General features: G+C 58.5%; 21 protein-coding genes. 6 read left to right on the top strand and 15 right to left on the bottom strand.

From position 1 onward, the window contains the following. Nucleotides 1-252 precede the first annotated feature (252 nt). From QP982_RS09440 to mshD, 6 genes are all read right to left on the bottom strand, one after another. A complete protein-coding gene (locus tag QP982_RS09440) occupies nt 253-1,083 on the bottom strand; it encodes a hypothetical protein (RefSeq protein ID WP_049193810.1) in 831 nt (276 codons plus the stop codon). A 267-nt stretch (nt 1,084-1,350) separates the two neighbouring features. Further along, complete coding sequence (pstB, locus tag QP982_RS09435) at nt 1,351-2,127, bottom strand: phosphate ABC transporter ATP-binding protein PstB (RefSeq protein ID WP_049193811.1); 777 nt, start codon at nt 2,125-2,127, stop codon at nt 1,351-1,353. A 48-nt stretch (nt 2,128-2,175) separates the two neighbouring features. Beyond that, on the bottom strand, nt 2,176-3,069 hold the full coding sequence (gene pstA, locus QP982_RS09430; protein WP_070605402.1) for a phosphate ABC transporter permease PstA: 894 nt from the start codon (nt 3,067-3,069) through the stop codon (nt 2,176-2,178). Between the two features lie 77 nt (nt 3,070-3,146). Continuing rightward, nucleotides 3,147-4,190, bottom strand: a complete 1,044-nt coding sequence (gene pstC, locus QP982_RS09425) for a phosphate ABC transporter permease subunit PstC (RefSeq protein WP_049181149.1) — start codon at nt 4,188-4,190, stop codon at nt 3,147-3,149. 236 nt (nt 4,191-4,426) lie between these two features. Then, nucleotides 4,427-5,479, bottom strand: a complete 1,053-nt coding sequence (gene pstS, locus QP982_RS09420; RefSeq protein ID WP_049193813.1) for a phosphate ABC transporter substrate-binding protein PstS — start codon at nt 5,477-5,479, stop codon at nt 4,427-4,429. Between the two features lie 341 nt (nt 5,480-5,820). Next, nucleotides 5,821-6,729 (bottom strand): mycothiol synthase, encoded by a 909-nt coding sequence (gene mshD, locus QP982_RS09415; RefSeq protein ID WP_070603970.1) that lies wholly within the window; start codon nt 6,727-6,729, stop codon nt 5,821-5,823. Nucleotides 6,730-6,810: 81 nt separating this feature from the next. Here mshD and QP982_RS09410 point away from each other — a divergent pair, with 81 nt between their 5' ends. Then, nucleotides 6,811-7,668: an LmeA family phospholipid-binding protein gene (locus QP982_RS09410; protein WP_016421385.1), complete on the top strand. Its 858-nt coding sequence runs from the start codon at nt 6,811-6,813 to the stop codon at nt 7,666-7,668. A gap of 101 nt (nt 7,669-7,769) precedes the next feature. Then, entirely contained in the window at nt 7,770-8,450 is a 681-nt protein-coding gene (locus QP982_RS09405; protein ID WP_016421386.1) for a heme-binding beta-barrel domain-containing protein, read from the top strand. 77 nt (nt 8,451-8,527) lie between these two features. Here QP982_RS09405 and QP982_RS09400 read toward each other — a convergent pair whose 3' ends face one another. Further along, entirely contained in the window at nt 8,528-9,415 is an 888-nt protein-coding gene (locus QP982_RS09400) for an aminodeoxychorismate lyase (protein ID WP_069359331.1), read from the bottom strand. 80 nt (nt 9,416-9,495) lie between these two features. On the opposite strand from QP982_RS09400, the gene ygfZ reads away from it, so the two are divergent. Next, on the top strand, nt 9,496-10,650 hold the full coding sequence (gene ygfZ / locus QP982_RS09395; RefSeq protein WP_049193816.1) for a CAF17-like 4Fe-4S cluster assembly/insertion protein YgfZ: 1,155 nt from the start codon (nt 9,496-9,498) through the stop codon (nt 10,648-10,650). A gap of 260 nt (nt 10,651-10,910) precedes the next feature. Next, complete coding sequence (locus tag QP982_RS09390; protein ID WP_005511943.1) at nt 10,911-11,093, top strand: DUF3073 domain-containing protein; 183 nt, start codon at nt 10,911-10,913, stop codon at nt 11,091-11,093. Between the two features lie 370 nt (nt 11,094-11,463). Here QP982_RS09390 and purM read toward each other — a convergent pair whose 3' ends face one another. The 3 genes from purM to QP982_RS09375 form a co-directional block, all read right to left on the bottom strand. Beyond that, a complete protein-coding gene (purM, locus tag QP982_RS09385; protein ID WP_016421389.1) occupies nt 11,464-12,528 on the bottom strand; it encodes a phosphoribosylformylglycinamidine cyclo-ligase in 1,065 nt (354 codons plus the stop codon). 158 nt (nt 12,529-12,686) lie between these two features. Then, nucleotides 12,687-14,255, bottom strand: a complete 1,569-nt coding sequence (gene purF, locus QP982_RS09380) for an amidophosphoribosyltransferase (protein ID WP_049190235.1) — start codon at nt 14,253-14,255, stop codon at nt 12,687-12,689. Nucleotides 14,256-14,308: 53 nt separating this feature from the next. Further along, the gene (locus QP982_RS09375; protein ID WP_049190234.1) at nt 14,309-14,749 is read right to left on the bottom strand and encodes a sterol carrier family protein; all 441 of its coding nucleotides are present in this window, start codon (nt 14,747-14,749) and stop codon (nt 14,309-14,311) included. A 29-nt stretch (nt 14,750-14,778) separates the two neighbouring features. Here QP982_RS09375 and QP982_RS09370 point away from each other — a divergent pair, with 29 nt between their 5' ends. Continuing rightward, nucleotides 14,779-15,786, top strand: a complete 1,008-nt coding sequence (locus QP982_RS09370; RefSeq protein WP_016421392.1) for an acyl-CoA thioesterase — start codon at nt 14,779-14,781, stop codon at nt 15,784-15,786. Here the strand turns inward: QP982_RS09370 and QP982_RS09365 are convergent. Continuing rightward, on the bottom strand, nt 15,783-16,490 hold the full coding sequence (locus tag QP982_RS09365; RefSeq protein ID WP_049190233.1) for a hypothetical protein: 708 nt from the start codon (nt 16,488-16,490) through the stop codon (nt 15,783-15,785). The genes QP982_RS09370 and QP982_RS09365 overlap by 4 nt on opposite strands. 119 nt (nt 16,491-16,609) lie before the next feature. Here QP982_RS09365 and QP982_RS09360 point away from each other — a divergent pair, with 119 nt between their 5' ends. Next, nucleotides 16,610-17,548 carry a hypothetical protein gene (locus tag QP982_RS09360; RefSeq protein ID WP_239272507.1) on the top strand — a complete coding sequence of 313 codons (939 nt, stop codon included), beginning with the start codon at nt 16,610-16,612 and terminating at the stop codon, nt 17,546-17,548. 6 nt (nt 17,549-17,554) lie between these two features. Here QP982_RS09360 and QP982_RS09355 read toward each other — a convergent pair whose 3' ends face one another. The 4 genes from QP982_RS09355 to QP982_RS09340 all read right to left on the bottom strand — a co-directional run bounded on the left by QP982_RS09355 (nt 17,555) and on the right by QP982_RS09340 (nt 21,943). Then, a complete protein-coding gene (locus tag QP982_RS09355; RefSeq protein WP_049190229.1) occupies nt 17,555-18,046 on the bottom strand; it encodes a glutathione peroxidase in 492 nt (163 codons plus the stop codon). A gap of 46 nt (nt 18,047-18,092) precedes the next feature. Then, the gene (locus tag QP982_RS09350; protein WP_222867650.1) at nt 18,093-18,902 is read right to left on the bottom strand and encodes a polysaccharide deacetylase family protein; all 810 of its coding nucleotides are present in this window, start codon (nt 18,900-18,902) and stop codon (nt 18,093-18,095) included. Nucleotides 18,903-19,035: 133 nt separating this feature from the next. After that, a complete protein-coding gene (gene bluB, locus QP982_RS09345) occupies nt 19,036-19,707 on the bottom strand; it encodes a 5,6-dimethylbenzimidazole synthase (protein ID WP_284870462.1) in 672 nt (223 codons plus the stop codon). Nucleotides 19,708-19,711: 4 nt separating this feature from the next. After that, on the bottom strand, nt 19,712-21,943 hold the full coding sequence (locus tag QP982_RS09340; RefSeq protein ID WP_502870642.1) for a S9 family peptidase: 2,232 nt from the start codon (nt 21,941-21,943) through the stop codon (nt 19,712-19,714). Between the last annotated feature and the right edge of the window lie 3 nt (nt 21,944-21,946).

The following is a 21,946-nucleotide window of genomic DNA, read 5'->3' as shown; positions in this document are numbered from 1 at the left end:
GCCTGGGGCGCGGGTTTTTAGGCCGGAGTGGAGCCGTTTTTAAGCCACACTGGGCTAAACACCTCCCCAGCCAAACACTGTCTCAAACCGAGAAACTGACTAGGTTTATGACACTTTACTGCGAGTAAACGCTATTCATCTGACATAAACCTAGTCAGTAACTGTTTGTGCGATTACTTTTCGCGTTAGATGTCTGGAGAATGCCGATTCTTATATCGTGTCCATCCCCGCGACCCAAGAGACAGCCGCTACTCAAGAGACAGCAACAAAAGACTTCTTTGACATTAAATCTGGGGTGACTGCCAGAACTCCCTGATCTGCCCCATCAATGGGCACAACGATTACCACGTTACCTGCGATTTCGCCGTTCTCATACACCGTCTCGAGGGTGTCAAACTCGTCAGGCGCCACCGCCCAAAGCTCCGTTTCGTCCGTGGTTTGGCCACCTGCAGTTACATAATTAATACCAAGCCAGGAACTCTGCCCCTGAGGGTCATTCCCCTTGTACTTTGCAGTAACATGCACAAGTCCGTATACAAACCCCTCTGGAGCAGGGTCATTGAACTGATTTTCCGCCAGAACCTCATCGTTAGCGTTTAGATTTACGCTATCGATAGTAATGGCCCACTGCTCACTTTCGATGGTCGTTCCAATCGGCAACGGATTCTCCCGACTACTGCCCGCAGCACCAGAATCGGAAGAATCAGATTTGCTTCCATCCGGGCTAGAGGCAGTCGTATCCCGATTGAACGCATCATCCACGGCATTGCCTACCGAAGAAACAAATACAATTGGCGCAATGAGCAATCCCAACACAGAAAGAATCAGAGCGATAAGAGCTGGTTTTTTGGTAGTTGCGCGCTGAAACAGTCCGACGACCGATAAAATAAATGCAACCGGTAGCGCCACCCAACCAATAATCAAAGCCCCCGGGATACAACCGAGTAAACCAATAATCGCAACTACAAGTGCAATGTAACCGACAATTGGCTTCGGCGCTTTCTCTTCGGCGATTACTGGCCAAGATTGCTCACCCACAGGGGAAAACTGAGGATTGAACTGCGCGTTTTGCTGGTTATCCATAATTGAATAACTCCTATGTAAATATATTTACCCAGATCCCTCTACAGTTTTCCGGGGGACGCTCGATTGCGTCTTCGGAAGATTACCCCGCCCGATAACAAACAGACAATTCCGCCCCAAAACAAACATTATTTTCACCCCCGGCCCCACACCGAAACAAACAGCAATCTCATAAACTGCAACAACAAAAAGAACCCCGTACCTCGCGTGAAGACGCGTGAAGTACGGGGCTCTTTCTTTTTGCTTCTTACGGCATACGCAAAGCGTTTAGCCGAAGCGACCGGAGATGTAGTCCTCGGTTTCCTTCTTGTCCGGATTCTCGAAGATCTTCTTGGTCGGGCCAACCTCGACCAGGCGACCCGGCTTACCGGTTGCCTCGAGGGAGAAGAATGCGGTCTGATCGGACACACGAGCTGCCTGCTGCATGTTGTGGGTCACGATGACGATGGTGAATTCTTCCTTCAGCTCGTGAATCAGGTCCTCGATTGCCAGGGTGGAAATCGGGTCCAGTGCGGAACACGGCTCGTCCATCAGCAGAACTTCCGGCTCAACTGCAATTGCGCGTGCGATGCACAGACGCTGCTGCTGACCACCGGAGAGGCCACCGCCCGGCTTGTCCAGGCGGTCCTTCACCTCATCCCAGAGGTTGGCGCCGCGCAGGGACTTCTCGGCAACCTCCTGGAGACGAGCCTTGTTCTTAACACCGGCCAACTTCAGGCCAGCCACGACATTGTCCTCGATGGACATGGTCGGGAACGGGTTCGGACGCTGGAACACCATACCGATGGTGTTACGAACGGAGACCGGGTCAATCTTCGGGCCATAGATGTTTTCGCCGTCGAGAAGCACCTCGCCAGTGACGTAGGCACCCGGGATGACCTCGTGCATACGGTTCAGCGAACGGAGCACGGTGGACTTACCACAGCCGGACGGGCCAATGAATGCGGTAACGGAACGCGGCGGGACGTGCAGGTCGACGTTCTGCACAGCGTGGAAATCGCCGTAGTAGATGTTGACATCGTTAAGGTCTAGGCGCTTAGCCATGGTCTTTCAAAAACCTTCCTTGAAATAGCGGACGTTAGGCGCCCAGCATTAACTGCTCTTGACGGAGAACTTGGCGGATACGACGCGCGCCAGGATATTGATGAGGGCAATGATGAGAACCAGCGTGAGCGCTGCGCCCCACATCTTGTCGAATGCCGCACCGGTATTACCGGCCTTGTACATGTCCAGCATGAACAGTGGCAGCGAGGACTGCGACTGGCCGAACGGGTTGTAGGTAATGATTCGCGAGGTTGCAACCAGGATCAGCATCGGTGCGGACTCACCCATGACGCGGGCGACGGCCAGCATGATGCCGGTGACGATGCCCGACAGTGCGGTCGGAAGCACGATCTTCAAAATGGTCTTCCACTTCGGAACACCCAGAGCGTAAGAGGCTTCACGCAACTCGTGCGGAACGATACGCAGCATTTCCTCGGTGTTGCGGACAACGATTGGCAGCATCAGCAGAACCAGTGCCAGCGACACGGCGAAACCGGAGCGGCTCATGCCGAACATGACCACCCACATCGAGTAGATGAACAGCGACGCAACAATCGACGGCACACCGGAGAGGATGTCGACCATGAAGGTGGTGACCTTGCCCAAGCGGGAGTTACCTGCGTACTCGACCAAGTAGATAGCGACGAAGATACCGAATGGCACGGTCATGAGAGTTGTGACCAGAGCCTGAACCAAGGTACCGACGATTGCGTGAGCAACACCACCGGCAGATGCACCAAGGGTGACACCGCGCTGGGAAGCAGTCCACCACTCACCACTCAGCAGTGACGGGGTACCTCGGACGACAAGCTCAAAGAGAACCCACACCAGCGGGATCAGGGCAAGAGCCATGCAGAAGTAAATGAGGACCGTGGAGACGTTGTCCGCTACCTTGCGGGAACCCTTAATCTGGGTGAATGCCGACTCCGTGGTGGGGACCATGTCTGCGGGGCCGTGAGGCGAAGAATCAGTAGTTGAACTAGTCATTGTTACTTCTCGTTTCTTTTCCTACGACCTTGCTACTTCTTCGCAATGATTCGGGCTGCGGAGTTGACCACGAAGGTCAGCAAGAACAGCACCAAACCTGCGGACATGTATGCGCCGGCCTTGAGGTTGTCATTGAACTCCGGTGCCGCATTGGCAATTGCGGTTGCGAAGGTGGTACCGCCGTCGAAAAGCGAACCACGGAATGCCGAAGACGGAGAGATTACGAGGTACAGAGCCATCGTCTCACCGAGGGCACGTCCCAGACCCAGCATCGAGCCGGAGATAAAGCCAGAACGACCGAATGGCAGAATGGCCAGCTTGACCATCTCCCAACGGGTCGCACCGAGAGCCAGCGATGCCTCAATGTGACCACGCGGGGTCTGAACAAAGACCTCGCGGGTGGTAGCCGCGATAACCGGCAGAATCATAATTGCCAGCACAATGCCACCGGTGAAGAGGTTTCGACCAGTCTCGAAGGCCGGCGAGTTTGGGTACAGGGCAAACATCGGGATAAAGCCCAGTGTCTTAGCCAACCACCCGTACAGACCGGCCAATGCCGGACCGAGAGCCATAAAACCCCACAGACCGTAAACAATCGACGGCACTGCGGCCAGCAAATCCACGAGGTAGCCCAGCGGCTTGACCATCTTCTTTGGAGCATAGGCAGTCAGGAAGATGGCAATACCCAGCGCAACCGGCATCGCCAGAATCAGCGCCAGGATGGAAACCGCGACGGTCACCAGAAACATGTTCGGAATACCGAAGTACATGGCGGAGGTATCCGCCAGGTTCCATCGTTCGGTGTAGGTGAAGAAGTTCGCTTCGTTACGGGACATTGCCGGAACTGCGCGCAGGAGCAGGAACACTGCAATTGCGATGATGGCAGCAGTCACCAATGCGGAAGATCCTACCGCCAGAATCTTGAAGATTCGGTCACCAGGACGAACAACGCCGGACTGAATGGCTTGCTCTTCCGAGCTCTCGTCGCCGGAGGAATCCACCTGCGGTGCTGAGGACTGCAACAGACTGCTGTCTACAGCCTCCTGCTTCCCTTCAATGGGAGTCGAGGAACTCATGATCTCATTTCCTAAGTAGAAGTGATTTGTGCTTCAACGCACATGAAGACCGATTGGCCTCAGTACCCCTCTACGAGCGGTACCCAATCAACTGAGGTGTCGATATATAAAGCCAACCGGTCTACGTCAGGTTTTCGGCCTACAGCTCAAATCTGCGTGGCCGGCTGAAGTAATCCTCGCGCCAATCGGGTAACAACAGAGCCAACTCTGCTTTCACCCGCGTTGCGCGCAACGAATTACTTGATAGCGTCAACCGCTGCGGACAACTTGTCCTTGAACTCACCCTGAACCGGGATGTAACCCCGCTCTTCGAGCTCTGGGCCCTGGCCCTCTTCCAGAACAACCTTCAGGAAGCTCTTAACCAGGTCACGAGTCTCCTCGTCGTAACCAGCGGAGCAGACGATTTCGTAGGTGGTCAGAATCAGCGGGTAAGCGCCATTCTCATCCATTGCGAACAGAGCGTCGGTGTCAACAACCATGTCGTGACCCTCAGTCTTGAACGTGACGGAATCCAGAGCCTTACCGACGGTGTCGTTGTTCAGCTCAACCGGGCCATGACCAAAGTCCATCTTGGCAATGCCCAGGTCCTTGTCCTTAGCGAAACCAGCCTCAACGTAGGTGATAGCACCGTCGATGTTGGAAACCTCGTCGACAACACCAGCCGAGCCGTTAGCGCCCTGTCCAGTAGCAGTCGGGAAGGACTTGGAAGCCTCGTGCTTCCACTGCTCCGGAGCAGCTGCGCTCAGGAACTTCATGAAGTTATCAGTAGTACCGGACTCCTCAGAGCGGTAGACAACCTTGATGTCCTTCTCCGGCAGCTTCGCGTCCTTGTTGACCTCAGCAATCTTCGGGTCGTTCCACTTGGTGATCTTGCCGTCGAAGATTTCAGCAACCAGAGCCGGAGTCAGAGTGACATCAACGCCCTCGAGGTTGTAGGCAACGGCAACCGGACCGATAACCATCGGCAGGTGCCATGCATCGTTACCATCGCAGCGCTTCTTAGCCTCTGCAACCTGGTCCTTGCCGTCCTTCTCCTTCAGCGGAGAGTCGGAGCCAGCGAAAGCAACGGTGCCGGCAATGAACTGAGTTTGACCGGAACCAGAGCCAGATGCGTTGTACGACAGGGTCGAGCCGGCCTCTTCAAACTTGGTGGCGAACAGGTCCATTGCACGCTGCTGCGAGGTAGCGCCCTCGCCCTGCAGCGTTGGCCCTTCAGCACAAGCAGCCAGGGTAAGGCTTGCAACAGCGGCCAGGCCAATGACGGATGCCGCACGGTTCTTCTTCAGCACAGTAAATCCTCCGGGGTTTTACACAATGAGTGAAACAGTTCACGTGGAACCGCCACACTCCGGTCCACTGCGCTGAACCTATCTACCGATAGTAACCGGAACCTGTTCAGAACATTAACAATTGGTGAACGGCGCAAGTAATTCTTTATTTATCCTCATTTTCCCTGTAAGAGGCCCTAAAATGCGCCCCTGAAACACTGAGGATTGGACAGCATCTCCTCAAAAACACAAGAATCATTGCCCCCGCGCCAGAGGAAAACCACCTAAAACTGAGATAAAGCTAAGCTCGCCCCCCCCTAGCTCGCCTTCAATAACTCCCCCAATAAACCGAACCGTCGCATCTACGCGCCGTACATCACATCACGGCGGGCCACCTCGAAACCGACCGCACGGTACGTGCGCACTGCCGGCGCATTGTCGCCTTCGACATAGAGAATTACCTTTTCCGCTCCCCGGTTTCGGAGATAGGAAAGCCCAACGTTGGTCAGCCATCGTCCGAGACCACGTCCGCGTGCCTTCGAGCTCAGTCCAATCACATACACCTCGCCAGTTGGCACAGACTCCTCGGCATGCCACTTCGTCCAGTGGAAACCGCAAATCTCCTCCGCACTGTCGCGCGCCCCGGCCACATCCGCAGCAAAGAACACGCCCTCCGGGTCGAACCACTGCACGTTCCGAGCGCGATCGAGTTGTGGCTGCGACCAACCGCCCTGCTCCGGATGCCAGTCAAACGCCTCATTATTCACAGCCAACCACACCCGATCCACGGCCGCCTCACCCCACTTCGCGCGTGCCGCAGTCAGGGTTAGCGCTTCAACATCATCGCGCTTATCGACGGCCCCCGCAGCCTTCTCCAACGCTGAGCTCGAAATGGACATCTGCAACAGCTCGCGGATGACCTTGCGTCCCGTCAACTCTGCCAAACGACTGGCACCGGCGACATCACCGTGAGCCCAGACAGGCAGGCGCTCGCCGACCTCAGCATCGATGTGCGCAAGCAGCTTCGCCCCCACTCCTTGCTTACGAAACTCCGGGTCAACAACCATCTCCACAGCATCCGGCGCAACGGCGGCCAGGCCCAAGTAACGGTCGTTCTCAATAATCGCAAAGTGTCGATGCCCGAAAGATTCGTCGTCAAGCCCTCGGACGAAAGCCTCGCCGAACGCCTCCACGCCGTCGGCGGAGTGGGCGTGCTGCAGTAGCGTATCGGCGGCGGTGGTGTCTACGTCAAGCAGTTCGGTTACGTTCATACGCCCCACCCTATACACAGCAGCGAATTCAACACTTCCCCGATGTCGTCTGAGCCAAAAGCGATGGGGTACTAATAGAGTGTGTCCATTTCCCGACGACAGAAGAAGATCGGTGGCTCTATCCTCGCCGTTGCCGCGCTGGTGATTGCCACCGACATGGGCTTCGCCAGCCATGCGGAGTACAAGCTCTCCGAGCATATTCAGGAGACTGCTCAGCTGGAGATGACCCCATACGTCGCCATTGGTGGCAAGGCCTACTTGTCCTCTTTTGTTACGGGAAAATGGAGCTCCGTAACCTCGCGCATCCGCGATGTCGAGGTGCCCGACTTCGGCTTGGTATCTCTGGAGTACGGAGCCTCCAACGTTAAGGTCCCGGCATCGGCGGTGCTCAGCGGTAATTTCCCAGAATCGCCGACGAAGCAGTACTTCACTAAGCTCTCGCTCGACGGTGTCTCTCTGGGAAACAAGCTGGGACTGACAGACTTGAGTATCCAGAGCCTGAAGGACTCCTCCCCCACCGGCGGCTGGGAGACCGAGGCTATCTTCGAGGCCACGCCAGCCGGATGGCAGGGAAAAACCCAGGTTACGGCGAAGTTGCGCATTGTCAGCCGCGACGTGGTCATTACGCCGATGGAGATTATTTCTGCGCCCTCGTCCCCAACGGATTCTAAAAGCCACATCAAACCTGAGCTGTCTGAGGCTGATACGCAGCACATCATGGACACCTTCGCTCTGACGCTGCGGGATTCAGAGATACCGATGGGCATGCCGGCGACTCGCGTGTACGTGTCGGGCGGTTCTATCACCATCGAAGGCGAACAGATTCTGTGCACCGTGTCGCCAACAAACTTCATGCCGCCGACATCCCAGCAGGATGCCGAGGCGTCAGCTCAATCCACGGAGAAGCTGCCGGAGAAGAACTGTCGGGTGCGTCGCTAAGGCCGTCGTCAAGCATCGCCGTTAAGCGTCGGTGCAGCGTTAGCACCATGCGACAACAGCCCATACATGGCCACAAGAGCTTCAGCGGTAGAGTGTGAAGCATGACCGAGAAGAATGGCAGCAACCAGACAGACGCCGCTGCACAGGAGCCTGCAGCTGCGGAAGCCCCTCGCCTCGACGGCAACGAGGCCATCAACCGCGCGGCCGAACAGGCCAAGAGCACCGCTACGCGCAACATCACTGAGCTTGAGGGGCTCCCGATCCCCGACGAGACCGCTAACCTGCGCTTCGGCCCGAATATTCACGACGGCCTGCTGGCACTACTGCCGCTGGTCGGCGTGTGGCGCGGTGAGGGGCAGGCGAACACTGTCGTCGACGGCGAGTACAACTTCGGCCAGCAGCTCATTTTCAGCCACGATGGCGAGAACTACCTGAAGTATGAGTCGCGCATCTGGAAGCTGGACGAAGAAGGCAAGCCGACCGGCCCTGACCAGCGCGAAACAGGATTTTGGCGCATTAACAACGAGGACGAGATTGAGTTCATCTGCGTCCACTCCACCGGCGTCACTGAGATCTACTACGGCAAGCCGGTTTCCGAGCGTGCATGGGAACTGCAGGCAGCCTCCACAATGGTCACTGCTACCGGTCCTGCATCCCTTGGCCCGGGCAAGCGCCTCTACGGTCTGATGCCGAACAACGATCTCGGGTGGGTGGACGAGCGCCTGCGGGATGAGGAATTCGCTCCCCGCATGTCCGCGCAGCTCAAGCGCTACGCGGGCTAGGTTCTCCCCGCTTTACGACGGGCGTTGTGTGGCCTTACTGCGTCGCCCAACTGCATCAAGCCCTACTATTTGGGGTCCTACTGCGTCGCCAGCGCCTTGTCACACAGGTCGCGGAATTCCTTTTCCGCGATTGCATCCGGCTGCCGGATGGGCTCACCATCGATGGACTTAACCACGACCGCGATACGCACCGAAGACACCAGCCATACCGCATCGGCGGTGAATAGGTCCCCGGGCACCAGGACCGTCGGGGTGACTTTCCAGCCGCAGTTGGCGGCTGTTTCAAACAGCGCTGCCTGAGTTGTGCCCGGCAGCACTCCTTCACCGGGGTTGGGAGTCAGCAGTTCATTGCCGCGCTGAACGATGATGGTCGATGTTGGGCCTTCCAAGAGCTTGCCCTCTGCGGACGTGAAGATGACATCGTCAAAACCCTTGGACTTGGCATAGCGCAAAGCGGCCATATTAGCTGCGTATGACAACGTTTTCGCGCCGATGAGCGCCCACGGTGCACGGGAGCCAAGGTCGAGCGAGAAACCGCGCTCTGCAAGCATGACCGATACCGGCTTCAGACGGTTTTCCGCCACCTTTTCCGCGGAGCTAGCCAAAACGTAGCCAGTCGGCTCTCCGGTGGACTCACGACCACGCGAGTACACCCACCGCAACGTCGCATCCCCCTCAATTGACCTATCGCGCAACTCCTGTAGTGCGACCTCGGTAGCCGCCCGCCACTGCTGCAGATCTGGGGTTGGCAAATCCAGCATTAGCGCTGACGATGCGAATCGCTTCTCGTGCCGGTCAGTATTACAGGTATGACCACCCCTGACCAGGAGTGTTTCAAAAACTCCGTCGCCGCGAATAGCTCCGAGATCATCCGCGTAGAGGAACGGCTGTCCTGCCTCGACAGCAACCGGGCCGCCGTCTGCGAAGACGTCGATAAGCACTAGAGAAGAAAGCGAATCCGTCATACACACAAGCTTAATCCATGCTTAATTTGAGGATTTCTGGTTAACATGAGGGAGTGAGTGTTGAGTATGTAAGTCCTTTGATGTCTCACGTGGCTGGCGCCGCTGCCCTCGAACTGGGCGGACAGATGGAAGGTTTGGAGAAGGCCTCAGAGAACGCCCCAGACGGAAACTCAGCGAAAAACGTTGAGCAAACCACAGGGCAAGCTAGCGTGGCATGGCACTACGGCCGTCCGCTGGTAGAGCAACGTCACCTGCAGGAGGACTGCGGCGTAGTAGATCGCTCGTACTACCGCGTTATTGAGGTCACTGGCGAGGATCGCCTGACCTACCTCAACACACTTTTTTCGCAGAAGGTCGACGAAGCCGCTCCCGGCACTGTCACTGAAGCACTGAACCTGGATGCAAACGGTCACGTTCTCCATCACATGACGTTGACTGTTTTGGACGATTCCGTGCTTATCGACGTGCCCCCTGCCGGCTTCGACTCCCTGTTGAAGTACCTGAACATGATGGTGTTCTGGTCCAAGGTGGAAATTGCTGAGGTAGAAAGGGCGATTATTTCCGTCATGGGGCCGAATGCCCCTGAGGTCCTGGTAGCCGCTGGTCTCGCATTCCCGCAGGTGGGTAAAGCTACGACTGTGGGACATTCCTACGTCCGGCACCTGCCGTGGCCACGCGGCGGGCGTGTGGATGTGCTCGTACGCCGACAGGATTTAGTCGGTGCTTGGGACGCGCTGGTGGCCGCTGGCGCCTCCCCAGTCGGCCTGATGGGCTGGGAGGCCGAACGCGTAGTCTCCTTGCGGCCCGAGCTGGGAATCGACGTAGACGAGAAGATGATTCCGCATGAGGCTCCCCGCTGGATTGCTTCTGAATTCGACACGGCTGCCGTGCACTTGGACAAGGGCTGCTATCGCGGCCAAGAGACGGTATCACGTGTCCACAATGTTGGTCGCTCCCCACGAGTTTTGGTGATGCTGCAGCTCGACGGCTCGGCCACGCTGCCGGAAACCGGCGATCCAGTGATGATGGGCAAGCGCGCCGTGGGCCGCGTGGGCACCGTCGTGCAACATGCCGATTACGGCCCGATTGCATTGGCGCTGCTTAAACGCTCAGCTCAGGAGCGCGAGGGCCTTGTGGTGGGTGACTGCGCCGTGGCCGTCGACCCTTCCTCCATCGACCGCGTTGAGCAGCTGCCGCCGGGCCGTGTGGCCATCAACCGCCTGCGTGGGAAATAGGTAACAGGAAATAGGTAAAGCCACCAGACAGAGTGGTGAAAAAATAACTTTTTCCATTCTTTTTCAGAAAGGACATTTCCCCAGGTCACTACGCATATTGAGTTGCCTGAGCGCGAGGACACGACCCACTATGGGCCTCCCCGCGTAACCCCTTCGTCTAAAAATCAGCTATGGTGTCTTACAGGAATTAACGCAATAAGACATAAGTGGGTCGGCCGTATCCCCGTGCCGTCCCACGGATTACACAAGGGGGTCAGGCCATGGGTCGCGGCCGTGCGAAAGCAAAGCAGGCGAAGGTTGCCCGGCAGCTCAAGTACGATTCACCAGAAATGGATTTGGAACGTCTGCAGCGGGAACTCGTCGGCAAGTCGAACGAGTCCGATCGAGACGACTATTACTCTGACTGGGAGGAATGGGCCTCAGGCGCTGGTCGCGACAGCTAGCGCAAGCTAACCGCTGTCGTATTTTCCGCAAAGCGTTTCTATTTCAATAAAGCAAGCACCCACCAACGATTCCGTTGGTGGGTGCTTGCTTTTGCTTCGTCGACTGCGTTTATGCTCGGCCGATTATGTTCGGCCGCGGCGAATCAATCCGAGTTACTGACTGCGTTTATGACAAAAATCGCCCGAAAAACGGCTCGAAAGTGTCATAAACTCATACAGTTTCACATTTGCAGCCCGTGGTTTTCTGGGATCTCCGTTGTGCAACCCAGAATCTAGACCGCCCCGTCGCATCAGTAGGCCGCCCTCCACGGCAGACCAGCCGGCCCAGTCCCCGGCCGCCCGTCGCAGTAAACCGACGGCCGGCCGACGCTTAGAAGCGCGGGTGGCTGCCGCGCAAAACAGCCCCGTCCTCGCCAGCCTCGCTCTTGCGGACAGTACCCAGCTCCCAAGCGTTGATGTGGCGGGCAGTCAGCAGAGCCAGTGCACGATCGCGATCCTCTGCAGAAACAATCGCAACCATGCCAACACCCATGTTGAAGGTCTTCTCCATCTCCTCGCGGGAGACGTTGCCGAGCTCAGCAATGGTCTTGAAGATCGGGCCCGGGGTCCATGTTGCGCGGCTCATGTCAGCGGTCAGGCCTTCCGGCATGATGCGGACCATGTTGCCAGCCAATCCACCACCGGTGACGTGGCAGAAAGTGCGAACCTCTGCCTCGTTCATGAGAGCCAGGCAGTCCTTCGCATAGATCTTGGTTGGCTCCAGCAGCTCCTCACCGAGGGTACGTCCGAAGTCTTCGACGTATCCGTCGAGCTCCAGACCGGCCTTCTCCAGGAGAACGTAGCGAGCCAGCGAGTAGCCATTGGAGTGAAGTCCAGAGGACTCCATGGCGATAATGACATCGCCCTCACGCACGCGGTCCGGGCCGAGAAGCTTGTCCTCTTCCACGACACCGACGCCGGTAGCGGAGACATCGTACTCACCCGGTTCCATCACACCCGGGTGCTCTGCAGTCTCGCCACCAAGGAGGGCGCAACCCGCCTGGACGCAACCCTCGGCGATGCCGGAAACGATCTCGGCGACGTGCTCCGGCACGACCTTGCCAATTGCAATGTAGTCCTGCAGGAACAGCGGCTCGGCGCCGCACACAACCAGGTCATCGACGACCATGGCGACCAGGTCCAGGCCAATGGTGTCGTGCTTGCCGACGGCCTGCGCCACGGCCAACTTGGTTCCCACACCATCGGAGGATGCGGCCAGCAGCGGCTTTTCGTAGTTGCCCAGTGCAAACAGGCCGGCAAAACCACCGAGCCCGCCACGGACCTCTGGGCGAGTGGCCTTCTTGGCAATCGGGGCGAATAGTTCAACGGCGCGGTCGCCGGCTTCGATGTCGACACCGGCTGCAGCGTAGGAAGCACCAGAAACGTTCTCGGTCATTAGAGGCTCTCGCTTTAAACTTTCTCCCCCGGGCGGCGTTACTGCCGTATCCGGGAGTATTGGCGGACCGGGAACAAAGCAACGGCTGCAATCTACAGCACCGCTTGCGCTTCGTTCTCGGTTCAGTTCTCGTAGTTCATTCTAAGGAGGTTTCGAGGCTAATTGCTCGTTGCGGCTTTGGCAGCCTGGGCTGCCTGCATCCTCTCAACCGCTGCCGCATTCGGATTGCCCTCCGGCAGACCCAGCGGGTACTTGCCATCGAAGCAGGCACAGCACACTTCGCTCTTTGCCTGTTCGGAAGCGGCGACCATGCCATCGATGGAGACAAATCCCAGGCTGTCGGCACCAATCGCGGTTGCGATACCGGAGACAATGTCATTCTCATCGACACCGTTGGCCAGCAGCTCGCCCGGAGAGGCGAAGTCAATGCCGTAGAAGCACGGCCATTTCACCGGCGGTGCGGCGATGCGCACGTGCACTTCCTTTGCACCGGCCTCACGCAGCATGCGAATCAGGGCACGCTGGGTGTTGCCGCGGACAATGGAATCATCGACCACGACCAAGCGCTTACCGGCGATAACTTCCTTCAGCGGGTTCAGCTTCAGTCGGATGCCCAGCTGACGAATCGTCTGCGAAGGCTGAATGAAGGTACGCCCCACGTAGCCGTTTTTGGTCAGCCCCTGTCCAAACGGGATGCCCGATTCCTGGGCGTAGCCAACAGCGGCCGGGGTACCGGATTCCGGCACCGGCATCACCAGGTCACCGTCAGCCGGGAACTCACGTGCCAACTGGCGGCCCAGCTCAAGACGCACCGCGTTGACGGAGCGACCACGGATGTTGGAGTCCGGGCGCGCCAGGTAGACGTACTCAAAAATGCATCCAGCGTGGGCGGTCTCGGCAAAACGCTGCGAACGCACACCAGAAGCATCAATGGTCACCATCTCGCCTGGCTCGATCTCGCGGACGAACGATGCACCGACGATATCCAGCGCGCAAGTCTCGGATGCGACTACCCAGCCACCGGACAGGCGCCCCAGGCACAGCGGGCGCACACCGTATGGGTCACGCGCGGCGTACAGCGTCTCGCCATCGGTGAAAGTAAGACAGAAAGCACCCTTCAAACGCGGCAGCAGTGCCATCGCGGCCGCTTCTACATTGGTGCTGCAGCCGTAATCTTCGGGGTGGTCAATCTTGCCGGTTTCGTCGGCAAGCAAAGTGGTCATGATTGCGGAGTCACTGGGCAGCTCGCCCTCTTCACGCAGCAGGCCCTTGTCGACCGCCTCATGGAACAGCGTGAGGTGGTTGGTCAGGTTGCCGTTGTGCCCCAGCGCGATGTCCGTGCCGTCAGAGGCCATCTGGAACATCGGCTGTGCATTCTCCCACGCAGGAGCGCCAGCGGTGGTGTAGCGCGTGTGCCCCACCGCTACGTGCCCCTTCAGGGCGTCGAGCGTCTGCTCATCAAAAACCTGGGAAACAAGCCCGAGATCCTTGAATACGAGAATTTGGTCGCCGTCGCCGACTGCGATACCGGCGGCTTCCTGGCCGCGATGCTGCAGGGCAAACAGGCCATAGTAGGTGAGTTTGGACACGTCTTCGCCAGGTGCCCAAACGCCAAAAACGCCACATTCTTCGCGCGGGGATGTCTCCCCCAGATCGTCGTAAGGCGAAATTGGCAAAAGTTTGGACTTTGGTGCACCTGAAATGTTGGTATCGGCCACGACATTCACACTAATAGCCCCACCCGCCTAGGCACCAATTCAGCATCCCCCCCCCACGGGCTTTAAGAAATGCGCGCCACCGGCAGATGATTCCCAATTTCCGCCGCGCGCGTGCCCGACATATCGATGTGCGCCTGCACCTGCTCTAACGTGATCATTCCGCACGCGAGTCCCAGCCAAATCTCCGGCGACATCTCCACGACATTGGGCGGCGTACCGCGTGTGTGCCTGGGCCCCTCAATACACTGGACCGCGACGAAGGGCGGCACACGCACCTCGACGCTATGCCCCGGCGCCTCTTGGGCGAGCATCCGCACGGACAGACGCACCGCTTTGGCAAGGCTCGCACGCCTTAACGACGACCCCTGCGCCCCATCCGCCCCGATGAAGGGGACAGCCTCTTGGTCAGACAGCAACTCGCGGCCGAGAAGCCGTTGCGCCGCCCAGGGTGCGGCGGTGGAAAGAGCGCTGCGAACGTCGAAAGGCGAGATTTTGGATACCATAACCTCATCCTAGAGTTATGCTTTCATATATGGATACGCAGTCAACTGAAAAAGCTGAACAGGTGCATGCTCCAGCGTCACCATCTCTTGTACTCCGTTTTATGGCATCGCCGACCGATGTCATTATGGCCGGAACCAATTCTGTCCACGGCGGCCGTGTGTTGCAGTGGATTGACAAGGCCGCTTACGCCTGCGCGACCGGCTGGTCGGGACGCTACTGCGTGACTGCGTACTTCGGTCACATTCACTTCACTCGCCCGATTCCCAGTGGCCACATTGTCGAGGTGCGCTCCAAGATTGCGCATACCGGTCGCAGTTCCATGCACATCGTCAACGAAGTGCTCTCGGCTGATCCGCGCGAGGGCAAGTTCACCCGCGCAGCTGACTGCCTGGTGATCTTCGTGGCCATGGATGAAAACGGTAAGTCGACTCCGGTGCCGAAGTGGGTGCCGCAAACAGAGGAAGAAGAGCGCGTTGAGAAAGCCGCTCTTTCCCGTTTTGAGCTCCGCCGCGACATCGAAGCCAGCATGCGCGCGCAGACCTACTCCGCGGACTCTTCCGCACCCGAACTGACCACACGTTTCCTGGCAAAGCCGACCGATGTCAACTGGGGCGGAAACGTCCACGGCGGCACCGCCATGGAGTGGATCGACGAGGCTGCGACGGCAGTTACCACCAACTGGGCAGGGCGCCAGACCATTTCTGTCTACGCAGGTGGTATTCGCTTCTACAGCCCAATCCACATTGGCGACCTGGTTGAGGTGCGCGCACGCATCCTGCGTACAGGCACGACCTCGATGCACCTGTCGGTGCAGGTCTACTGCTGTGAGCCCCGCAAGGGTGTCGGCGGCCTGCGCAAGGCACTGCATTCGACCATGACGTATGTCGCAATTGATGACGATTTCAACCCGCAGCCGGTACCGCACTTCCAGCCGACGACGGATGAGGACAAGCGCCTGCACGCTCACGATCTGTCACTGAAGGCATTGCGTGACAAGTACAGCCCGCTGCCGCTGATTGAGCGCGAACAGGATTAAGCCGCCTGGCTACCCGGCTTCCTGTTTTTCCACCAGATGGATAGGAACATCCAGCCAATCAGCGCGAAGGTGATGTAGGTGACGTACCGGTCAATCGTCTGCAGGGAGCCCTGGATGCTTGGGCCAAACTTCAGGCCCAAGTACAGGTAGAAGCACTTGAGCATTGCGGCACAGAGGAAGAGGTACACGCCTACTACCCAGCCGCGCACCTTCGCAATACCACCGATGGCCACGACAATCGTGGCCGGAATCGGCGAGAATGGCACAAACGATGCCAGCACACTCAGCCCGATGCGTTCATAGATGAAGTTCTCCATCTTCTTAAACCATCGCGGTGGGTGTCCGCCGAAACTCATCGTGATGAATTCCGTGCCCCACTTCTTGCCCATCCAGTAGAAGAACGGCATGAACTTGATTGTCGAAAGCGCCGCAATCACTACAACAGCGAAGAGGAAGAGCGGCCGGTCCTCGTTTTCCGACGCGAGAATCAGCACCGACAGATTCGATCCTGTCAGCCATGTGTGCAAGAACGTGTACTTGAGCAGCAAAACCGCACGGAACGGGATGATTGCAAAGCCATACACGGCAACCAGCATCAGCGCTGCATAGAGAAGCTTGTCTATTTTGTCCGGCTCACGCAGGAAGCTCGGCAAATCCTCACGAGGGTCGTGCTCGGCCTCGTTACGCATGTCGGGTGAAGTCATGAACCACAGTTTAACTGCACGCCCTCTTCTGCAGCAGGAGCCGCAGACTAGGCCATTACGTACGGCTCAGACGCACTCGCCAAGGACGACCGCAGCGCCGCCTACTATCCTGGGAAGATATGACCACCGATTCACCCGCGCCTGTACCCGCACAGCAGCCTCATGCAGCACGGTCTGAGTCTTCCTCACCATCGCTTGACGACGGCCAGGAGAACGCATCCTCACCGAGCATGCTGCAACGTGTTCGCGCCGCTATCCCGCCTGTGTCCATCCTGGTACTGACGGCGGTATTCCTCTTCGCCGGGTGGTTCACGCTCTTCGGTCCTATCAATGTTCTGGCTTGGCGTGGTGGCACGTTCCCCCGCACCGAGGCAGACCGCCCTTACTATCAGCAGGCTCTGAAGGATGTTGCGCGCTATCAGTACGAGGAGCAGCCCTCCCCTGAGGTTTACTTCGGCCTGGCGTGTGGCGCTACTGATGACGACATCCGCAGCGTTATCCCCAAGGTCGGCGAACACCCGAATTCAGACGCAGACCCAACTGCTGATGCAGATGCCGTCGCCGCCGCTGCTGCCACCAGGCCGGGTTCTGCACCTGCGGCTGCGAACGAGACTTCGAAACTGAATCCAAACCTTGACGCATTCGGCAACACGGTCGACTGCTCCGGTTCCTGGACTGCGCCATTCTTGTCATTCCTGCTCGCGTCCGCGGGTGTTCCGGTCTTTGATACGCCCGAGGATTCGGCTGCCACAACCGAGAACCCATGGCTGGTTACGGATGTCGAACAGCTCATGGATGCCTACAAGACACATGATGCTTTCGTCACCGACAAGGACTTCTCTCCTCAGGTGGGTGACATCATTTTCTACCGCTACCCCGCAGGCCTTGGGGTGCACGCCAACATGGTTGTCGCGGTTCAGGGTGACTGGGTCACCATCGGTGGCGATGAGCTTGGCAAGGTCGGTCTAGCTAGCATGACCCTGCGCAACCGAGGTGGCATCGTGGGCTACGGTGCCACGGGCTACTTCGAGCAAGCACCGCTGGACGCCACCAAATAGCCAAGTTTAAATAGGCAAGTTTTCCTCGATGAGGTCGCGCAGAGTGTCGTCGTCAGGCGAGACCTTAGAGCGGAAACGGCCGATGACCTCGCCCTCTGGGGAAACGACGAACTTTTCGAAGTTCCACTTCACATCCCCAGCCTCGCCGTCGGCGTCCGGGGTTTCCTTCAACAGCTTGTACAGTGGGTGCGCGCCATCGCCGTTGACCTCCGTCTTTTGGAAGAGCGGGAAGGTAACGCCGAATTCGCGCTGGCAGAACTGCTTGATTTCCTCGGCACTGCCGGGCTCTTGCCCACCGAACTGGTTGCAGGGGAAGCCGAGGACGAAGAAGCCGCGGGGTGCGAGTTCGTCGAAAAGTCCTTGCAGATCGTCGTACTGATCTGTGAAACCGCACTCCGAGGCGGTGTTGACGATAAGCAGAACGTGGCCGGCCCAGTCGCGCATCGTTGCTTCGTTACCGTCGATGGTGGTCACTGGGATGTCGAAGAGATTGCTCATAAACCCCACACTAGGGCAGTCCCTCGATAGCCGTCAGAGGTAGCGACTAGCCCACCTGCTCCATGCCTTCAAAGAGCTCGCGGCCCAGCGGCACCGAAGAGTGGTTGACCGGCTGCGCACCCCCATCGACCGCCTGGTCAATGATGCCGACAACATCCTGGCGCAGCTTGTGCTCCCGCAGTTTCGAAGCGTTGACGGAGACGCGCACCGCGCGGCCCTTCTCCAGCGAGCGCTGCACCGAGGAGCGCACCGCACGGCGCCACCAACCGGCGCCGCCGAAGCCCTCGCCGATAGCCAGCACGCGAGTCGGATCAACAGCACCAGTGGTCAGGTCGCGGACACCATTTCGGTCCGCTGCCACACGGAAGCCCAGCTCCGGCAGCACGTTCATGGTCTCTGGCGACATGGTCCACTTCGGCGGTGCAAAGACGTCCGTCTCAAAACCCATCGCACGCATCTGGCGCGTTGCGGCGGTCAGGCGCAAACGCGCTTCATGTTCGCTTAACGACGCAAATTCCGCGCCCCGGCCTCGAACTGACTGATCAAACCCCGCGAGAACAATCTCGATGCCGTCATCGCTACGACGGCGGAGCCAATCCAGCACCGCCGGAGCTTCCCGCAACGACCAGTTTTTACCCGCATGCGGCGCTACCAGCAGAGACGGTGTAATACCGCGCTGTTCCATCGCTGCCACGAAACGAGCGACGTCGAGCAATGTGCCATCGCGCAAACCCGACACCGACACCAAAAGCGGCGAACCGACCTCACCACCGTCAACAGTTACGAGCTCTTTGCCCGCTGGACGAATGACCTGGTCGGTCGTCCGAATCTGTTCTTGCACCCCACTGCCTGCCATGGATTCAACAAAAACAGGCGTATGTAAATTTTTGGTAACGGAGAGGACAAGGCTTGGAGAATACTCAGAAGCCTTTCAAGTAAGAGTTCAAAAAGCGCCATCGCAGGGCATCAATTCGCGTCTGCAGCGCGGATTATCCCCAATGCACAACCTCATCGAGCGCCAGTCCCTTGCGCCAACCGAACTTCTCCAAGTCACGCTCCTCGGCCAGGTGCGTTACTGGACCAATGCACAGCCAGGCCACCGGGCGCACGGGTGCCTCGACACCGACAAAGTCAGCCAGGAAATCCTCATGGTAGAAACTGACCCAGCCGACGCCGAGCCCCTCTGCCGTAGCAGCCAGCCACAGATTCTGAATAGCCAGCGCGACTGACATGAGGCCGGTGTCATCGACGGTGTCGCGGCCGAGAATGTTCTTGCCGCCACGGGTCGGGTCATAGGTGACGACGATGCCCGTTCCCGAGTCCACAATTCCTTCAATCTGAATCGGATTGAAGGTCTCACGCCGCTCGCCTTCGAGCTTGGCCGCGAATTCAGCGCGGCGTCCGGCTACGTGGTCGGCAAACTGCCGCAGGCGGTCCGGATTCTGAATGATATGAAAGTCCCACGGTTGGGACAGCCCCACCGACGGGGCTGCATGGGCCGCCGCCAACACGCGCATCAATCGCTCCCTGTCCACCACTTCTCCGGCGAATTCGCGGCGCACATCCCGCCGCCGAAAAAGGGTGTGGTAGACGGCCAACTGATCGTCGGAAAGCGAATCGGTGTCAAAACCCTGCGCTGCCAGCAGCGTGCGCATATCCATGCCGTTACTCCACCGCACCAGCAGTGTGGACAATCCAGGCGTACTCGAAGGCAGTCTGACGCCAACGTTCGTAACGACCGGAAACACCACCATGACCTGCGGACATCTCGGTCTTGAGCAGGAACTGCCCCGGCTGACCTCCGACAACCTCGCGCAGCTTGGCGATCCACTTTGCCGGCTCCACGTAGAGCACGCGGGTGTCGTTCAAACTAGTAATCGCGAGAATCTTCGGGTACTTCGCATCGGCCGAGATGTTCTCGTACGGCGCGTAGGAGGCCATGTAGTCGTAGACCTCCGGGTCGTGGTAGGGATCGCCCCACTCATCCCACTCCACCACGGTCAGCGGCAGCTCTGGCATCAGCATGGATGTCAGGCAGTCGACAAACGGGACCACGGCCTGAATGCCCGCGAACCTATCGCCAGCAATGTTCGCGACCACGCCCATCAGCATGCCGCCCGCCGAACCGCCGAGTGCTACCAGCTGCTCGCGTGTGGTCCACCCAGAATCCAGCAGGTAGTCAGCGACGGCGACGAAGTCAGTGAATGTGTTCTTCTTCGTGGTTGCGCGACCGTTCTCCCACCAGCCGCGGCCCATTTCGCCACCACCGCGGACGTGTGCAATGACAAAAATCATCCCACGATCCAGCAGCGACAGTCGCGCGATGGAAAAGCCAGGATCCATCGAGGCTTCATAGGAACCGTAGCCGTAGAGCAGCGTCGGATTCGGCTTGCTCAGGTCCAGGTCCGCGCGGTGGATAATCGATACCGGAATCTGGGCACCGTCGGCTGCACTCACCCATTCACGCTTGGCGACGTAATCACCGCGATTAAACTTCCCGCGAATCTTCTGCTCCTTGAGCAGCACCCGCTTGCCCGAGGCAATATCAATCTGCCAAAGCTGCGACGGCGTGGTGAAGGAGCCGTAAGCGTAGCGCAACACCGGGGTGTCCCATTCAGCATTGCCGGTAGTGCCTGCAGAGTAGAGCTCTTCGTCGAAGTCGAGCTCGACGAAGTTCACAGCGGACGCTGGCACTGGAGCAGCAGCATGGCTTGTATCAGAGGCATCACCAGCGGAGCCAGCACCATCCTCATCCTGACCCAATACCGCCAGCGCCACACGGCCAATACCGCCACGACGGTAACCAAACGCGATGTGCCCAGCGAAGCAGTCGACGCCCTCAACGCGGACGTCATCGCGGTGCGGAACCAGCTCAGTGAGATCCGAAATGCTGTCGAAAGACCCCGCCGGCACCATGGCCAGTGCGAAGTTCGAACCAGTCATATTGTGTGTAATCAGCCACATATCCCGGCCGCTAATGACGGCGTGATCGATGTCGTATTCAACACCGGCCTCACGCGGGCGCACGCAGGTGAACTCACCGGTCGGGTCACTGGCGTCCAGGTACCAAACCTCGGAAGTAATCTTCGAGGAGCTCTCAATAATCAGGTACTTTTCGCTGCGTACCGTGCCGACTCCAACCCAGTAGGCCTCATCGGGCTCATGGAAGACACAGACATCGTCCTCGGTGGAGGTGCCCACACGGTGACGCCACACGGAATCCGGCCGCCAGGCTTCGTCGACCTTCTGATAGAAGATCCACTCCGAGCCGACCCAGGTAGCACCTGCGGCGATGCCCGCAATTTCGTCGTCAAGCAGTTCGCCCGTGCGCAGATCCTTTACGCGCAACGTGTAGCGTTCGTCGCCTGTGACGTCGGTGGAATAGGCCAGCAGATTGCCGTCCGCGGAGACGCTCGCTGCGCCGAGGGCGAAGAAATCGTGGCCTTCGGCCAGCTCGTTGGCATCCAGGATGACCTGTTCTCCTGGTGCTGGGGCATCGTCGGCGATGGTCGGCGGCGTCCACGCGGCAAGACCGTCACCGGCCTCCGCACGCACGCGACAGCTCATCCCGTAGGACTTGCCCTCCTGCGTGCGCGAGTAGTACCACCAGCCGTTAAGGCGAGTTGGGACCGACATGTCGGTCTCCTGCACACGCGACTTGATCTCCTTAAAAATCGCGTCCGCGGTGCCGTCAACATCGGAGGTAAAAGCCTCCGTATAGGCATTTTCAGCCTCTAGGTAGTCGATAACCTCGGAGTTTTCCTTATCGCGGAGCCACTCGAAGTTATCGGTGAAGTCCCTTCCGTGGAAGGACCGAGTCACCGGCTTCCGTTGTGCACGGGGTGCGGGCAAATCCTTTTTTGCAGGCTTGCCGACGGATGCCGAGTCCAAGGTCACTTC

Source organism: Corynebacterium sp. MSK019 (assembly GCF_030232425.1).
GTDB lineage: Bacteria > Actinomycetota > Actinomycetes > Mycobacteriales > Mycobacteriaceae > Corynebacterium > Corynebacterium jeikeium_D.
Note: the sequence above shows the minus strand (reverse complement) of the source record. Positions and strands in the feature narration are given on the sequence as shown.

What these genes read in the sequence shown, in the direction of transcription:
- QP982_RS09440 (WP_049193810.1), bottom strand. Translation starts at nt 1,083, where the DNA reads ATGGATAACCAGCAAAACGCGCAGTTCAATCCTCAGTTTTCCCCTGTG.
- pstB (WP_049193811.1), bottom strand. Translation starts at nt 2,127, where the DNA reads ATGGCTAAGCGCCTAGACCTTAACGATGTCAACATCTACTACGGCGAT.
- pstA (WP_070605402.1), bottom strand. Translation starts at nt 3,069, where the DNA reads ATGGTCCCCACCACGGAGTCGGCATTCACCCAGATTAAGGGTTCCCGC.
- pstC (WP_049181149.1), bottom strand. Translation starts at nt 4,190, where the DNA reads ATGAGTTCCTCGACTCCCATTGAAGGGAAGCAGGAGGCTGTAGACAGC.
- mshD (WP_070603970.1), bottom strand. Translation starts at nt 6,729, where the DNA reads ATGAACGTAACCGAACTGCTTGACGTAGACACCACCGCCGCCGATACG.
- QP982_RS09405 (WP_016421386.1), top strand. Translation starts at nt 7,770, where the DNA reads ATGACCGAGAAGAATGGCAGCAACCAGACAGACGCCGCTGCACAGGAG.
- QP982_RS09400 (WP_069359331.1), bottom strand. Translation starts at nt 9,415, where the DNA reads ATGACGGATTCGCTTTCTTCTCTAGTGCTTATCGACGTCTTCGCAGAC.
- ygfZ (WP_049193816.1), top strand. Translation starts at nt 9,496, where the DNA reads ATGTCTCACGTGGCTGGCGCCGCTGCCCTCGAACTGGGCGGACAGATG.
- QP982_RS09390 (WP_005511943.1), top strand. Translation starts at nt 10,911, where the DNA reads ATGGGTCGCGGCCGTGCGAAAGCAAAGCAGGCGAAGGTTGCCCGGCAG.
- purM (WP_016421389.1), bottom strand. Translation starts at nt 12,528, where the DNA reads ATGACCGAGAACGTTTCTGGTGCTTCCTACGCTGCAGCCGGTGTCGAC.
- QP982_RS09375 (WP_049190234.1), bottom strand. Translation starts at nt 14,749, where the DNA reads ATGGTATCCAAAATCTCGCCTTTCGACGTTCGCAGCGCTCTTTCCACC.
- QP982_RS09370 (WP_016421392.1), top strand. Translation starts at nt 14,779, where the DNA reads ATGGATACGCAGTCAACTGAAAAAGCTGAACAGGTGCATGCTCCAGCG.
- QP982_RS09365 (WP_049190233.1), bottom strand. Translation starts at nt 16,490, where the DNA reads ATGACTTCACCCGACATGCGTAACGAGGCCGAGCACGACCCTCGTGAG.
- QP982_RS09360 (WP_239272507.1), top strand. Translation starts at nt 16,610, where the DNA reads ATGACCACCGATTCACCCGCGCCTGTACCCGCACAGCAGCCTCATGCA.
- QP982_RS09355 (WP_049190229.1), bottom strand. Translation starts at nt 18,046, where the DNA reads ATGAGCAATCTCTTCGACATCCCAGTGACCACCATCGACGGTAACGAA.
- QP982_RS09350 (WP_222867650.1), bottom strand. Translation starts at nt 18,902, where the DNA reads ATGGCAGGCAGTGGGGTGCAAGAACAGATTCGGACGACCGACCAGGTC.
- bluB (WP_284870462.1), bottom strand. Translation starts at nt 19,707, where the DNA reads ATGGATATGCGCACGCTGCTGGCAGCGCAGGGTTTTGACACCGATTCG.